This is a genomic window from Plectonema radiosum NIES-515 (genome assembly GCF_025753815.1).
GTDB lineage: Bacteria > Cyanobacteriota > Cyanobacteriia > Cyanobacteriales > Nostocaceae > Hassallia > Hassallia radiosum_A.
Genome location: NZ_JAOWRF010000213.1, coordinates 17,422 through 32,167, shown reverse-complemented (window position 1 = coordinate 32,167; position 14,746 = coordinate 17,422). Strand labels below are relative to the sequence as shown.

At 42.7% G+C, this 14,746-nt stretch carries 12 protein-coding genes; 7 read left to right on the top strand and 5 right to left on the bottom strand.

The window, feature by feature from the left end; translation table 11 throughout:
- Positions 1-375, bottom strand: a 375-nt coding sequence (locus OGM63_RS14610; RefSeq protein WP_263746311.1) for a hypothetical protein, incomplete at its 3' end; no start/stop codon positions are given.
- A gap of 1,392 nt (positions 376-1,767) precedes the next feature.
- On the opposite strand from OGM63_RS14610, the gene OGM63_RS14605 reads away from it, so the two are divergent.
- On the top strand, positions 1,768-2,589 hold the full coding sequence (locus OGM63_RS14605) for a squalene/phytoene synthase family protein (RefSeq protein ID WP_263746310.1): 822 nt from the start codon (positions 1,768-1,770) through the stop codon (positions 2,587-2,589).
- Between the two features lie 89 nt (positions 2,590-2,678).
- Here OGM63_RS14605 and OGM63_RS14600 read toward each other — a convergent pair whose 3' ends face one another.
- Positions 2,679-2,816 carry a hypothetical protein gene (locus OGM63_RS14600; RefSeq protein ID WP_263746309.1) on the bottom strand — a complete coding sequence of 46 codons (138 nt, stop codon included), beginning with the start codon at positions 2,814-2,816 and terminating at the stop codon, positions 2,679-2,681.
- A gap of 477 nt (positions 2,817-3,293) precedes the next feature.
- On the opposite strand from OGM63_RS14600, the gene OGM63_RS14595 reads away from it, so the two are divergent.
- Both OGM63_RS14595 and mltA read left to right on the top strand, forming a co-directional pair.
- Positions 3,294-3,554, top strand: a complete 261-nt coding sequence (locus OGM63_RS14595; protein WP_039739621.1) for a hypothetical protein — start codon at positions 3,294-3,296, stop codon at positions 3,552-3,554.
- Positions 3,555-3,605: 51 nt separating this feature from the next.
- Positions 3,606-4,823 (top strand): murein transglycosylase A, encoded by a 1,218-nt coding sequence (gene mltA, locus OGM63_RS14590; protein WP_263746307.1) that lies wholly within the window; start codon positions 3,606-3,608, stop codon positions 4,821-4,823.
- A gap of 58 nt (positions 4,824-4,881) precedes the next feature.
- Here the strand turns inward: mltA and OGM63_RS14585 are convergent, their stop codons facing one another.
- Both OGM63_RS14585 and OGM63_RS14580 read right to left on the bottom strand, forming a co-directional pair.
- Positions 4,882-5,751, bottom strand: a complete 870-nt coding sequence (locus OGM63_RS14585; protein WP_263746306.1) for a DUF5895 domain-containing protein — start codon at positions 5,749-5,751, stop codon at positions 4,882-4,884.
- A gap of 437 nt (positions 5,752-6,188) precedes the next feature.
- Complete coding sequence (locus tag OGM63_RS14580; RefSeq protein ID WP_263746305.1) at positions 6,189-7,706, bottom strand: phytoene desaturase family protein; 1,518 nt, start codon at positions 7,704-7,706, stop codon at positions 6,189-6,191.
- 123 nt (positions 7,707-7,829) lie between these two features.
- Here OGM63_RS14580 and OGM63_RS14575 point away from each other — a divergent pair, with 123 nt between their 5' ends.
- The 3 genes from OGM63_RS14575 (at position 7,830) to OGM63_RS14565 (ending at position 10,965) form a co-directional block, all read left to right on the top strand.
- Entirely contained in the window at positions 7,830-8,609 is a 780-nt protein-coding gene (locus OGM63_RS14575) for an ABC transporter ATP-binding protein (protein WP_263746304.1), read from the top strand.
- Positions 8,610-8,626: 17 nt separating this feature from the next.
- Complete coding sequence (locus OGM63_RS14570; RefSeq protein WP_263746303.1) at positions 8,627-10,114, top strand: MlaD family protein; 1,488 nt, start codon at positions 8,627-8,629, stop codon at positions 10,112-10,114.
- A gap of 287 nt (positions 10,115-10,401) precedes the next feature.
- Positions 10,402-10,965, top strand: a complete 564-nt coding sequence (locus OGM63_RS14565; RefSeq protein ID WP_263746302.1) for a Uma2 family endonuclease — start codon at positions 10,402-10,404, stop codon at positions 10,963-10,965.
- A gap of 361 nt (positions 10,966-11,326) precedes the next feature.
- Here OGM63_RS14565 and OGM63_RS14560 read toward each other — a convergent pair whose 3' ends face one another.
- On the bottom strand, positions 11,327-11,623 hold the full coding sequence (locus tag OGM63_RS14560) for a DUF3288 family protein (protein WP_263746301.1): 297 nt from the start codon (positions 11,621-11,623) through the stop codon (positions 11,327-11,329).
- 251 nt (positions 11,624-11,874) lie between these two features.
- Here OGM63_RS14560 and OGM63_RS14555 point away from each other — a divergent pair, with 251 nt between their 5' ends.
- Positions 11,875-14,325 (top strand): ATP-dependent Clp protease ATP-binding subunit, encoded by a 2,451-nt coding sequence (locus OGM63_RS14555; protein ID WP_263746300.1) that lies wholly within the window; start codon positions 11,875-11,877, stop codon positions 14,323-14,325.
- The last annotated feature ends 421 nt before the right edge of the window (positions 14,326-14,746 follow it).

Below are 14,746 nucleotides of genomic sequence, written 5' to 3'. Positions count from 1 at the left end.
GGGGGGGAAAGAAGAATTATTCTTTTTCTCTTCAAAGAGTCCCCTTGCTTTTTTGTCCTCCTTGTCCTCCTTGTCCTCCTTGTCCCCCTTGTCCCCCTTATCCCCCTTGTCCCCAAGGAGTCCCATTGTCTTTCTATCTCCTTCTTGCGACAGCCAGAGCGAAAGACCAGACAGTACAAAGCACAATGCTGTATTTGCTTTCATTGTTGAGGTACTGCCCCAAAAACCGCTTTTTACAACTTCGATGTTGAACCACCACCCAAGCAGTACTAAGCCACCAACACAAATAGCGATCGCATTGGCAATTTTTCCAATAAGTTTGGGTGAAAATGTCAGAGGTATATCATGCAGATGCAAGCGGTTGCCTTTTAACATTGAAGTTTGTTTAACTGCATCTATCTAAGGCGGGACAGTTCGGTCTTTCTTTCGTTACAAACGGTTATACCCATTGTTTCTTATGCTACTTCTTCAAATTGTTTTTGCATCTATCTTTGTACAGATTTTATGATTTTGGCAATTGGGTATGGGGCAAAGGAGGGCTTTTCCCCTTTCCCCTCTTCTACCCATGTTCAAATCTCAAACCCTGTGATTCTCCATCGTCTTGAAAGCGGGGGAATGCTAACACCAACAACCTCAACAATTACTTCACGCGCAGATAATGTTCATTCTCCTTCTTTTGCGGCAATTTTTCAGGAATTTTTTATGTATAAACACGTATTGTACTTTCAAGTAAATTGTTGTTTTTCGCACTCTCAAAAATTTTCGTCGGATTCGGAAAAAGTGTATTCAGAATTACCTTGCCAAACACCTACCCTTCACTCATTAGGGGTTCATGGGTTCATGGGTTCATGGTAAAGAATATGTTTGGGGATTGTGACCTCCCCCCAAATAAAACCACTTAGGCATAGGGGGCTTTAAACCCTTATTGGGGAAAAGAATCATATAAAAAAGCGATCGCGTAATCGGGGTAAAGAGACTCATGGACTCATGTATGGAAACAAAGACCAATTTAAGTTACTCATAATATTTTTCTTTTCTTTTCCCCCCCTTTCCCCTTTTTTCATGAACCCCTTTCCCCCTCTTATCCCCGACCCTTTTTTCATGAACCCATGAACCCCTCCCTTCGGTAAACAGATGTCCCCCCTCGGTTCTTCGGGAACTACTTTTTCTCAATCATCGTCTACTTAGAGAACGTGTTTAATTCTACTAATGTCGCTGCGAAATCAGCAATCGAACAGCCATCACGATTATGAGGTTGGGGGCAATAATCTATTTTCCTCCATCCGCTGGTACAGTGTAGCGGCAAGATGTTTCGGCTTAACTACTTTGCCGGAAGCGTCCTCAAAGTTTGAATTCCAAATCTGTTATTTAAAGGTTTTTTGTGATTTTTATCTATATATACAGGAATTCTGGCTTGTTCGTCAGAATAACGCAGATATAAGCGTGTTTCATTCCTCTGATTTGGCTGTTCACTTGGGAAAATTTTGCAGGTAATTATAATTGGATACGAGCAATATTGTTTATATTTACAATGACCCTTTATAACATCTAGGTCAAACCAAAAATCACAGGTTTTTGCAACCAAAGCCCTATATACTAGACTTTAATCAAATTTGGGTTTTTGTAAATTGAAATACTAAAAATGATAAGTTTTTCGATGAGATACTAGCGTATCTAGAGTTTTTCAGGTTTAGTAAAAACTATATCCAACGTAATCAAAAAACCTCAAAATTTATGTGGTGTGAAAATCAACAGAGGAGTGAAAAAATGGATTTACGTAATTACGCATTGCAAATCCTCAAAGAGACTAGTCGAACTTTTTACATCCCAATTAGTATTTTACCACCAGGATTGCAAGAAGCAGTTTCATCTGCATACTTGTGTATGCGTGCGATTGATGAAATCGAGGATCATCCAGAACTAGATAATGCCACTAAAGCGAGATTGTTGCAAACAATTAGTTTGACATTACAAGCAGGTGTTGATGGCTTTGCGGTTGATGCTTTCTCTGTGGGATTTGGCAGCCACGAAGATTCTTTAGCAGAAGTCAGCCTGCGGATACGAGAATGGGCACTACTCGCACCTGAAAGCATAGCACCTCGGATTTGGGATGCGACTGCGGCGATGGCGGATCGCATGGCATATTGGGCAGGAAAAAATTGGAAAATTCATACAGAGTTTGATTTGGATCGTTATACCTTTGGAGTTGCAGGTGCAGTGGGCTTGTTACTCTCCGATATATGGGCATGGTATGATGGTACTGATACAAACCGTACTCATGCGATCGCTTTTGGTCGCGGCTTACAGGCCGTTAACATCCTCCGCAACCATAGTGAAGATTTGACCCGTGGGGTAAACTTCTTTCCAGATGGTTGGAATGCAGATGATATCCAAGCTTATGCTCAACGTAATCTAATTTTAGCAGATGCTTACACTAAAGCTCTTCCTCCTGGTCCTGCATTAGATTTTTGTCAAATTCCACTGACATTGGCTCATGGCACTCTTAGCGCTCTTGCGAATGGCAAAGATAAACTTAGCCGCAGTGATGTTTTAGCACTGATTGAGCAGGTGACAAATCTGAGCAAGTGATATCTGAATAAGGTAAAATTAAAACGCTAAAAGGTAAAAGTGTCAGAAAATCAATTTTTTAGCTTTTACCTTTTATTTTATTTGATCTTTCAACGGCTAAGAAGCGTTGCTGGATTTCCAGCAAGTTGATGCAATTTAATCATGTGCGATCGCATCAGCCCAACAGACAAAAAATCAGGATTTTCCAAACATTTTTTTATTTCTTCTAAAGAAAATTCAATCGACACTTTTATTGTAGAACCGGAGGTTACATGAGGTGCAAGTCCAAATTTTTGAGATATTGTTTAATTGTCATAATCGAGCACCAAACTAGATAAAATAACCAAGGCGATCGCCGATGAAGGTGAACAACTTTCTGGGAACTGTTTCTGGTTAAACAAGCGTCATAGCGGAAAGTAAAAGTTGGGAGTTAGGAGTTAGGAGTTAGGAGTTAGGAGTTTGGAGTTAGGAGTTAGGAGTTGGGAGTTGGGAGTTAGGGGTTAGGAGTTTGGAGTTTGGGGTTAGGGGTTAGGGGTTAGGAGTTTGGAGTTTGGAGTTTGGAGTTTGGAGTTTGGGGTTAGGGGTTTGGAGTTTGGAGTTTTTCTTCCCCACTTTCCCACAGACGTGACGACGGAACGTCTCTATGACTAGTTTCCCCCTCCTCTTCCCATTTTGGGGTTAAGTGGTTGAAAATGGGTTGGATGTGTTTCAAATGATTCAACTTTATGCCTAGAACACCGAGCGAATTTGCAGTACACCTGATGATGGATGGTGGACACAGGGAAGAAATACGCTTTCCGACAATTCAAGATTTTCAGAAGTGGTATAGTGGCGAACTGATGCCAAAGGCTGCCTCTAATGACTTTATCAGCGTACCCATCAAAAATATTTCCGGTCAGGGAGAGTATATGGTAGTACGTCCCTCTCGGATTTTAGCAATCCGGGTAGAACCAGTTTTTAGTTCTAGCGTTGAAAGATTCAACTAAATCATGAGAAAAACCCTAAATGTGCTTTCCTTGAGTTTGGGAGTTGCTTTTATGATCCCACTCTGGTCAGCTGTTGCTCAAGCTCCTAGTTTACCACCCCTGCCATTACCAAACAATCCTCAAGCGCCGCCAGTGGTCATACCAGTACCAAGAATTCCCTCAGTACAATCTGTACTAAAACCGATGGAATTAGCAGCGGATTGTACTTCCCAGTCTGGTTGCTTGGGTTGGGATGAGCAAATTTGGAGTCGAGGGGGTAAACTAGGCGATCGCGACGCACTCCTAGCATCGATTGACAACAGTCTGACTTATCTGCAAAAAGATAAGGCGATCGCTGCCTATCAGAGTTATCCAATTAAGGAAATTAGCTTAGAGCGCGTGTATCGCAGTTTAGTGCGTTTCCGCCAATTAGTTGTCAAATCGAACTCTCCTGCTCAACTGCAAGCTGCTGTCTTGCGGGAGTTTGTCTTTTACAAATCGGTAGGTAATGACGGCAAGGGTACTGTTAAATTTACTGCATACTACGAGCCTGCTTTTATTGCAAGCCGGGTTCGCACAAATGTATATAAATATCCGCTTTATCGATTACCACCAGACTTTGAGAAATGGAGTAAACCGCATCCCAAACGAATTCAATTGGAAGGAAAAGATGGTTTGCTTGGAGATAAAAGTCAGTTGCGCGGTTTGGAACTATTGTGGTTCCGCGATCGCTGGGATGCATACATGGTTCAAATCCAAGGTTCTGCTCAGATTCAGTTAACCAACGGAGCTAAAACCAGTATCGGCTATGCAGGTGGTACAGATTACCCTTGGACAAGTATCGGACGAGAATTAGTCAAAGACGGGAAAGTAACTTTGAAACAACTGACCCTCCCACGGATGACTCAGTATTTTCAGCAACATCCCCAAGAGTTAAATAATTATCTACCGCGCTGGGAAAGGTTTGTTTTCTTCAAAGAAACCGGCGGTGAACCAGCTAGCGGCAGTATTAATGTACCGGTGACAGCAGAGCGTTCTATTGCTACAGACAAGTCTATTATGCCTCCTGGCGCATTAGCGCTAGTTAATACCTCACTTCCCTATCCCACCGCGTCAGGACGACTAGATTATCGTACTGTGAGCCGCTTTGTGCTCGATCAGGATACAGGAAGCGCCATTAAAGGACCCGGACGGGTAGATTACTTTATGGGAACTGGACAATTAGCAGGCGATCGCGCTGGTGTTACAGGTGGTAATGGTTCGCTCTATTATTTGCTACTTAAAGAATAGGGAATAGCGAGTAGGGAGTAGGGAATTTTTCTTTCCCCATTCCCCATCCCCCCAGTCCCTAATAAGGTGGATAACCAAAATCATCTTCATCCGCATAAACATAAGAACTAGAAACCCCTGCCATTTCCATCTTCGGTGCTTCTGGTTTTACAACTTCCTTACCAAACTCTTTGTATTCTTCAAAGTTTTTCGAGATAATTGCCGATTCCGGAGAGTCGGAAGCAATCAGATATTGTGTTAACGTCGCCACCGTCGGACGTTTATAGTCTACTGTTGAAGCTACCATCACCGTATTTGGTTCAATGCCTCTTTCTTCACACTCAATTATTGGGCAAAAAATACCGTGAGCGTGGAATAGTGGACCTTTTGATGTTATGGGTTGCTTGCGATATGCAGCATAAGCTTTTTCTAATTCAGCAGCGAAACCACCGACGATTTTGCCTTGTTGATATTCGCAATAACTTTTACTAAAACTCGCACCGGCAGCACCATTTAAAGTTAATTGTAGTGGTGATTCATGTAAAAAATTTTTGTTTTCTCCTACCAAAAAAATTAGGTAGCGAGTAAAGGTTTTAAACTTAAGTTTGTCTGCTAAAAAAGCATCATAATTTTCTTTGAGTGTACCCAGTTTTAAACCACTTTCTCTGTCTTTGACAGACAAGGGACCCCTACGTACTATAACTATGTGTGGGGTAGCGGAGATAAATACAGACTCGACTCCAGAACTAAATTCATGTTCTACCTGCTGCCAATTTTCATCAGATTGAAAACCAACAGCATGGGCATTATCTAACTTAATTGCTAACCCGTGGGGTTGCATCCCATCTGTGCCATAGCGAGGATTAATCATCTGACACCACGGGATGACTTGAGAAGGGGGTGCGTTAAACTTCTCGTCCTCAAAGTCGAATTTTGCAGATGCTTTCATCGTTTTCCGCTATTAAAGTGTTTTGCTAATTGACACTCCCCGCAGCTATTGCCGAGGGGATTCTTGGTTCCTTGACTCACCAACAGAATACCGTGCTACGCACCTGTTCTTCGGGGGTTTTCGGCATTTACCTTATAAGTTTATCAGTGCAGGCAAGAGATAAGGCGTTAATTCTAAATGCGGTTTTACTAGATTAAGATGAAATAATTCGATATTGCAATCCGTAATACTAAGTATTTAGACTCACGCTGCCCCAGACACTTGATTAGGGATCGTGATTGAGGATGGTGAAATCACTGTAGTCTGTTTAGTTGAAAATTGCTGTAATGCATAAATTCCGGCAAAACTGTTTACTGTAAGCCTTAGATGTTACACTCCGATCTGGGAAGCCGGGGATCTTTTTGTTCACGAATTATTTAGGATTGCTATAAGATATATTAAAAATGCGATAAATTATTTAACAATTCTGCTGTTTGCTCTGGCTTAACTAAAGTATTCGCGCACAAAATGCCAGATGCAGCCACCGCCGGCACACCGATTCCCGGCATGGTGCTGTCACCAACGCGATACAATCCAGCAATGGGTGTGTGTGTGTTGGGAAACATACCTTTACCTGCTGCGATCGCAGGTCCATAAGTTCCCTGATATCTTCTGAGATAATGAGCGTGAGTGAGCGGTGTACCAATCAGTTCTAACTCGATGCGATCGCGAATATCTGGGATAACTCTTTCTAAAGCACAATATAAAGACTTTGCTTTTTCTTGCTTCTTGTGTTCATAACCTGCATTTTTTTCCCATCCCGCTAATGGTTCTAGAGTATAAGCATGAACCACATGATGTTTTTCTGCTGCTAGAGTTGCATCCCACACACTAGGAATCGATATCATGCAAGTATTTCCCGGTGAAGTTATATCTTGTTGTGCATCGTGGACTACCACATGATGTCCCGTCAAATTTTCCAACCCTTCGCCACGAATGCCTAAGTGTAAATGCATAAAGCTATCCACCGCTGGTGTATCTAGCGAAACTTTGCGGTAAGATGCGGGTAAGTCTTCCGGACGCAACAACTTAGTGTAAGTATCCCAAATTGTGGCATTAGAAATTACCACAGACGCTTTGATAATTTCACCATTTTGTAACCTCACACCAACAGCTTTGCCAGACTCTACTAAAATCTGTTCGACGTGACACCCCAACCGCAACTTACCATTAAACTTTTCTAATCCCCGCACCAAAGCCTTGACAATTGCCGCACTACCACCCACAGGATATTCAACTCCGCAGCGGGAGCGCTCACCTAACATAAAAGCTACCTCTGGGGCAATAGTACCATGTGCCTTTAAACCAGACAGTAGAAAGCATTCTAAGTCTATCAGCCGCCGCACCCAAGCATCTTTAACTGTAGCATCCATCACATTGCCCACAGAAGCTTGAACAATCGGCAAATTGGGGAGCATTTTTGCTAAAGATGGCAAATAATTTCTTAATAACACCAAAATCATCTGCCAATCTGTTCTCAAAGCCAAAGTGGGAATGCCTTTCATCGCTTCATAAAGCGGTAGTAAACGTTCTTCAAACCGCTTTAATTCTTTAGCACCTTGAAGCGTAATTTTCTCCACCTCATGACGGTAACGCTCAGTATTGCTATAAACTGCAAAAGTGCCTTCCGGAAGGTGATAATGTCCTAGAGGATCGTAAGACACAGATGAAAGGGATTCACCTAAAACATCAAGAACTTGTTTGAGAGGATTTAAACTCTGGGCATCAGTTAGACCACAATAAAAAGAGGGACCGGAATCAAATTCAAATTTTCCTCGTCTGAAGCTATGAGCAGCACCACCAGGAATTGTGTGGCTTTCACATACAATTACTCCCTTGCCATAACGTGCAAGTAATCCAGCAGCACACAAACCACCGATACCGCTACCAATGACTATGACATCACAATCTGGCATTTTTGTTATTTGTTATTTGTTAATGGTTAATAGAGAGATGGGGAGATAGTGAGAATCACGGCTGAATGAAAATCTATTTTTTTCCCTTTTCCCTTTTCCCCTCCTCAAATTGCCCAATTCCCAATGAATAAACCATTGATTGAACTTAAAGGTGTTTCTAAGTCGTTTGGTGACAATAAAGTTTTAGACAATGTAGACTTGACAATTTACCAGGGAGAAGCATTAGGGATTATTGGTCCTAGCGGTACTGGTAAATCAACAATTTTACGGGTAATTGCAGGATTAACGGCTCCCGATGCTGGAGAAATTTATGTACAAGGGGTACGGCGAGAAGGTTTGATAGAAGATGGTATCGATCCAGTTGGCATTGGGATGGTGTTTCAGCAGGCAGCATTATTCGATTCATTGACAGTCGAGCAAAATGTGGGGTTTTTACTTTATCAATACTCAAAAATATCGCGATCGCGCATTCGAGAACTGGTAAATGAAAAATTGGACATGGTAGGTTTGCCAGGAATCGGTTCTTTGTATCCTAGTGAACTTTCCGGAGGAATGCGAAAACGTGTCAGTTTTGCCCGTGCGGTTGTGTCTAACCCAGACAACCCACAAGACGGACCTGCGGTTTTACTATACGATGAGCCGACAGCCGGACTTGACCCAATTGCCTCTACAGTTATAGAAGATTTAATTCGCCAATTACAATGTACTCAAGGAGTATGTGGTACTTATGCCATTGTTACCCACCAAGACAGTACTATTCGTCGAACCGCTGATCGAGTTATTTTTCTCTATCAAGGTAAAGTGCAGTGGCAAGGTAGTATAGATGAACTTGAAAATACAGAGCATCCTTTAATTAGACAATTTCTTAGCGGGAGTGTGCAAGGACCGATTCATGTCGGCTAGATGGCAGAAGGAGAAAAATGCGATCGCGAACATTTAGAGAAGGTTCTGTAGGGTTATTGCTTTTAGCAGGATTGGGGGTATTTGGACTAATTCTGCTGTGGTTGAATAGAGTCACGACATCTCAACGCTCATATAAAGTTATTATCGAGTTTGCTAACGCCGGCGGAATGCAAAAGGGAACACTTGTTCGCTATCGTGGTGTCAAAGTAGGGAGTATTTCTAAAATTCAACCTGGTTTAAATAACGTTGAAGTGGAAGTTGATATTTCTCAACCGGAATTGAAAATCCCCCGTGATGTATTAGTTGAAACTAATCAATCCGGTTTGATTAGCGAAAGCATTATCGACATCACACCAAAAGCAACGCTAATTCAAGCGACTGATGTCGCTAAAGCCACAGAAAAAAATTGTAATCCCCAAATCATCCTCTGTAATGGATCTCGCTTAAAAGGTCAGGTTGGCATCAGTGTTGATGAGCTGATTCGCAGTTCAACTGCGCTATCTGTTGCATACAGTAATCCGAAATTTTATAATAATGTGAATAAAACCCTAGAAACCGCGTCCCAAGCAGCTGCCAGTGTAGCGGCTTTAAGTCGAGAACTTCAGGTTTTGAGCAAAAACGCACAACAACAATTAGGCACATTTTCCGCCACAGCTAATTCAGTGCAACGCGCAACAGATAAACTTAGTACATCTACCAGTCAAACAGTAAATCAATTCGGTACGACCGCCAAGCAATTTAGCACAACTGCAACTGAATTTGGGACAACCGCAAAAACTATTAGTTCGACTGCAAATCAAGCGAAAAGTTTGGTGACAAATCTCGATAATTTGGTGACAACAAATCGCTCAACGCTAGTTGGTACATTAAATAATCTCAGCCAAACCAGCAATCAACTACGCGTTACAGTCAGCAGTTTATCACCTACAGTTAATCGCTTCACCAAAGGAAAATTACTAGAAAATTTAGAAACTCTCTCAGCAAATGCAGCCCAAGCATCAACTAATTTACGCGATGCGACTAAAAGCTTCAACGATCCAAATAACCGATTGCTATTGCAACAAACTTTGGATTCCGCACGGGTAACATTTGAAAATACCCAAAAAATTACATCTGATTTAGATGAGTTGACTGGTGATCCCGCTTTTAGAAATAATTTGCGGCAATTAGTGAATGGTTTAAGTACTTTGGTTTCTTCTACAGAACAAATGCAGCAGCAAGTGCAAATTGCTGATACTTTAGACTCTTTTAAAGCATCTGTTAATAAATCAGATTTGGTTATTGCTACCCCAAGAACCCAAGAGGTGATGATTATTAATATTTCACCTACTGCTTTAAAAAGTGCTGCCAAAAAGCCAGAAATTACAACAACTAGTTCAAGTACTTCCACTTCATCCCAAGCACGCTTATTGAAGCAATTGCGCGACTATCAAGAGCAGCAAAAGAAGCTTCATCTGTCTAAACAAGAAGAAAAGACGGGATTTAAGCTGACAACTGATAACTAAGTACTGGAGTGTAAACAAACGCTCTTAAACGTAGTCAGGGCTTCAGCCCTGAAAATTGAGCGGTTCACCGCTCACTAAAAGCTAGAGGTACATTTTTATTTGAGGAAAATGTACCTTTGGCTAACAAAACAAAGATATTCTAGAAATTAATAGGATCTTACGCAAAGGTTATAAAAAACGAACCGCACTCGTAGCAGAGGACACAGAGAAATAAGAGTTTGAGAGGTTTTTGCGTAAGTTTTAATTAAATCAAGAAATTTCCATTGCTTAACCTTGAGGTCTTAAATATGGTTGCTTCACCTGAAATCTACCTCACCCCTGACGAATACCTCCAAATGGAGGAACACAGTGACATCAAACATGAATATATCGACGGCTACATCTACGCAATGGCTGGAGCGCTTGACTCCCACGTTACCATTGCTCTCAACTTTGCTACACTCCTCCGTAATCATGTACGCGGTTCAGGTTGTCGTGTTTACATCGCCGATATGAAAGCACGCATCGAATCTTTAAATCGATATTACTATCCCGATGTCATGGTGACTTGCGACCAACGAGATCAGGAAACTCCTGCGTATAAAAGTTTTCCCTGTTTAATTATCGAGGTTTTATCTAACTCTACTGAAGCCTTTGACCGGGGGGACAAATTCGCGGATTACCAAACTATATCAAGTCTCAAAGAGTATGTTTTAATTAACACCAAACGTCAGCGAGTCGAATGTTTCCGCCGTAATGATGAAGGGCTATGGGTTTTGCAATTTTACACAGCAGAAAATAAATCATTTCGACTACACAGTATTAACTTTGAAGGAACAATAGCCGAGCTTTACGAAGATGTAGTTTACTAGCAGCAATCCCGAACAAATGGATTGTTAAATTGCGTATTTTATACAAATTATCGATGAGAATAAAGCCAAATCTATTTTTCATGCCCACTAGTACAACGCGGCGGAAATAAACAACCCATTCCAAATCAATGAACCGCTTACGCTGTATTAATTTTGACTGAGTAAGTGCGTGACTTCCGCCTTGCGGTACTAGTACAGGTTGGCGTAAATAAACCAACCATTCTCAATCGCTAAAAAGCTTACTCCATATTACTGCGTGAATGCGTGAATGCGTGAATGCGTGACTCCCGCCTTGCGGTACTAGGACGATGCCCATTCCCCATTCCCCATTCCCCATTCCCCATTCCCCATTCCCCATTCCCTAATTCCAATCTTGTTCTTCTTTTTTGCCGCGACTTTTGTAAATCTTGGCAAAGTTGTGAATTTCGCGGGTTTTCTCATAAAGTTCGGCTTCCGTTAAACCCCAAGTAAGCAAGACTCGATCTAAGGTCTGTTGAATGTCTCTCGCACCTGGAAAGCCTTGATAACGCATTCGCAGTCTAGCAAATTCTGCTAAATTGTAATCTGTTGGCTCTTGAGATAGTAAACTATCTATTAGAGGGCGATCGCGATTGTAAAGGGGATGTTGTTGGTCTTTCCCTGGGGATGCGTCTGTCATAATTTACACCGATTTTACATTTTATTTTTGCAAAGGTTAAAGAGCCAAAACTTATTATTTTGGTCTTTCACAGGCTCTCCAGCCTCTCCAATCTACTACTAGACGGCAACCACACCTGAGCCTTACGGCTCTCACTACTGCCACTTCACTTTAAATAAAGATACATTGTCCTTAAGAAAATACATGAAAGTTTAAAAAGAGTGAAAATAATTTTCACTCTAGTATAAGCAGCAAGGGAGCAAGAACCCATTATGTTTGAACACTTCACTTCCGAAGCCATTAGAGTAATTATGTTAGCTCAGGAGGAAGCTCGGCGCCTGGGACACAACTTTGTCGGCACAGAACAGATTCTCCTGGGGTTGATGGGAGAAGGAACTGGGGTGGGTGCAAAAGTGCTGACTGAGTTGGGTGTTACCCTTAAAGACGCACGTCGAGAAGTAGAAAAAATCATTGGTCGCGGTACTGGCTTCGTACCACCAGAAATTCCCTTTACACCGAAAGTAAAAAGCCTGTTTGAGCAATCATTTAAAGAAGCTCGCAGTCTGGGACACAACTACATAAACACAGAACATCTACTTTTGGGATTGACCGAAGCTGGTGAGGGTGTCGCTGCCAAAGTTCTGCAAAATCTGGGAGTTGAACTACAGAGTGTCCGCAGTGCAGTCATTCGCCGTTTGGGTGACGATGCAAGCGTTACCGCAGGTGGTGGTGGGCAAAAACGCACCCAAAACCTAAGTATAGAAGAGTTTGGCAGAAATCTCACCAAACTAGCCAAAGAAGGCAAGATTGACCCTGTAGTTGGTCGAGAAAAAGAAATTGAGCGTGCTGTACAAATTCTCGGTCGCCGTACCAAGAATAACCCAGTGTTGATTGGCGAACCAGGAGTTGGTAAAACAGCGATCGCCGAAGGTCTAGCACAACGCATTATAAATCAAGATGTGCCCGATATTTTGCAAGACAAGCAAGTTATCAGCCTAGACATGGGATCGGTGGTGTCAGGTACTCGCTTCCGTGGCGATTTTGAAGAACGTCTGAAGAAAATCATGGAGGAAGTCCGCACGGCGGGTAATATCATCCTCGTGATAGATGAAATTCACACGCTTGTTGGTGCTGGGGGTACAGAAGGTGGCTTGGATGCTTCTAACATCCTCAAGCCAGCATTAGCGCGGGGTGAACTTCAGTGCTTGGGAGCAACCACACTTGATGAGTATCGCAAGCACATCGAGCGCGATGCGGCTCTAGAGCGGCGTTTTCAACCGATTATGGTCGGGGAACCCACTGTACAAGAAACCATCGAGATTTTACAAGGTTTGCGGAGCGTTTACGAGCAACACCACAGAGTCACAATTTCTGATGCAGCGCTACAAGCTGCCGCTGAATTGTCAGACCGCTATATTAGCGATCGCTTTCTCCCAGATAAAGCAATAGACTTGATTGATGAAGCCGGTTCTCGCGTTCGTCTGCGGAACTCGATATCTTCTACCAACAAAGAACTTAAGCGGCAACTCATTAGCATTTCCAAAGCTAAAGACGAAGCCGTCAGACTCCAAGATTTTGACAAAGCAGGACAAATGCGCGATCGACAGTTAGAAATTGAAGCGCAACTGCAACTAGAATCACAAAACGAGGCAACTTTCCACGGCATCGTTGATGAAGAAGACATCGCCCAAATCGTCGCGTCCTGGACTGGTGTACCCGTCAACAAGCTGACCGAATCTGAGTCAGAGTTGCTTCTACACTTAGAAGATACTCTCCACCAACGGCTCATAGGTCAAGAGCAAGCAGTCACCTCAGTATCTCGCGCCATTCGTCGCGCTAGAGTTGGCTTAAAGAATCCTAACCGTCCGATCGCTAGCTTTATTTTCTCTGGTCCCACCGGAGTCGGTAAAACTGAGTTAGCAAAATCATTAGCTTCTTACTTCTTCAGTTCGGAAGAAGCAATGATTCGTCTGGATATGTCGGAATATATGGAACGCCACACCGTTTCTAAGTTAATTGGCTCACCTCCTGGTTACGTCGGATACGACGAAGGTGGACAACTAACCGAAGCCGTGCGTCGCAGACCATACACAGTGCTGCTATTCGACGAAATCGAAAAAGCGCACCCCGATGTATTCAATATGCTGCTGCAAATCTTAGATGACGGTCATCTCAGCGATGCGAAAGGTCGCAAGGTGGACTTTAAGAACACTTTGATTATCTTGACTTCTAACATCGGTTCTAAGGTGATTGAAAAAGGTGGTGGTGGTTTGGGCTTCGATTTCACAGAAAATGCAGCCGATGCAAATTACACTCGCATCAAAACTTTGGTGAACGAAGAACTGAAAGCTTACTTCCGTCCTGAGTTCCTCAACCGTCTGGATGAAATTATCGTCTTCACTCAGTTGAACAAAGAGGAAGTCAAGCAAATCGCCGAAATCATGCTTAAAGAAGTTGCTGGTCGCTTGACCGAAAAGGGAATTACCTTAGAAGTCACAGAACGCTTTAAAGACCGTGTGATCCAAGAAGGTTACGATCCTAGCTACGGTGCTAGACCGTTACGTAGAGCGATTATGCGCCTTTTGGAAGATTCTCTCGCCGAAGCGATGCTATCCGGTCAAGTCGTCGATGGAGACTCAGCCATTGTTGACATTGATGACGACGGTCAAGTGGTAGTACGCAAGTCAGAAAAACGCGAGTTGTTATTAACGAGTGTTGGTTAATTTATTCCAAATCACAAAAACTCGTCGAACGGCACGGAAGCCACTTGACTTAAGGCAGTGGAGGAAGTGCCAACGGTGGCGAAAGTGACCGGGGGGAGTATCCCCCCGGCGCATTTCGCGTTTTAACCACCGTCAAAAATGGTAGAATTAGAATGTGAGTAGGAATAATCATCTACGTGTTGAAGTGTTTTGTAAGGAGCAACCCCTGATTTACCTCGTACCTACACAAGTTGTAGCCCTGGGTAAACAAGTAACGGGAAAACACGGAGCGTACCGAACTGGCTTTGTGATGAACTCGGAAAACAAATAATTAAATCTTAAGTAAGCGCAATTGCACGCCCCGGATAGTACTGGTAGTTGTTTTGAGCGTCTAGGGGGATACTTGACTATCCCTTTTAAGCAAGTCTTAGAGAATCTGTGT

Excerpts from the sequence above, each read along its gene's own strand:
- OGM63_RS14605 (WP_263746310.1), top strand. The coding sequence starts at position 1,768 with ATGGATTTACGTAATTACGCATTGCAAATCCTCAAAGAGACTAGTCGA.
- OGM63_RS14595 (WP_039739621.1), top strand. The coding sequence starts at position 3,294 with ATGCCTAGAACACCGAGCGAATTTGCAGTACACCTGATGATGGATGGT.
- mltA (WP_263746307.1), top strand. The coding sequence starts at position 3,606 with ATGATCCCACTCTGGTCAGCTGTTGCTCAAGCTCCTAGTTTACCACCC.
- OGM63_RS14585 (WP_263746306.1), bottom strand. The coding sequence starts at position 5,751 with ATGAAAGCATCTGCAAAATTCGACTTTGAGGACGAGAAGTTTAACGCA.
- OGM63_RS14580 (WP_263746305.1), bottom strand. The coding sequence starts at position 7,706 with ATGCCAGATTGTGATGTCATAGTCATTGGTAGCGGTATCGGTGGTTTG.
- OGM63_RS14575 (WP_263746304.1), top strand. The coding sequence starts at position 7,830 with ATGAATAAACCATTGATTGAACTTAAAGGTGTTTCTAAGTCGTTTGGT.
- OGM63_RS14570 (WP_263746303.1), top strand. The coding sequence starts at position 8,627 with ATGCGATCGCGAACATTTAGAGAAGGTTCTGTAGGGTTATTGCTTTTA.
- OGM63_RS14565 (WP_263746302.1), top strand. The coding sequence starts at position 10,402 with ATGGTTGCTTCACCTGAAATCTACCTCACCCCTGACGAATACCTCCAA.
- OGM63_RS14560 (WP_263746301.1), bottom strand. The coding sequence starts at position 11,623 with ATGACAGACGCATCCCCAGGGAAAGACCAACAACATCCCCTTTACAAT.
- OGM63_RS14555 (WP_263746300.1), top strand. The coding sequence starts at position 11,875 with ATGTTTGAACACTTCACTTCCGAAGCCATTAGAGTAATTATGTTAGCT.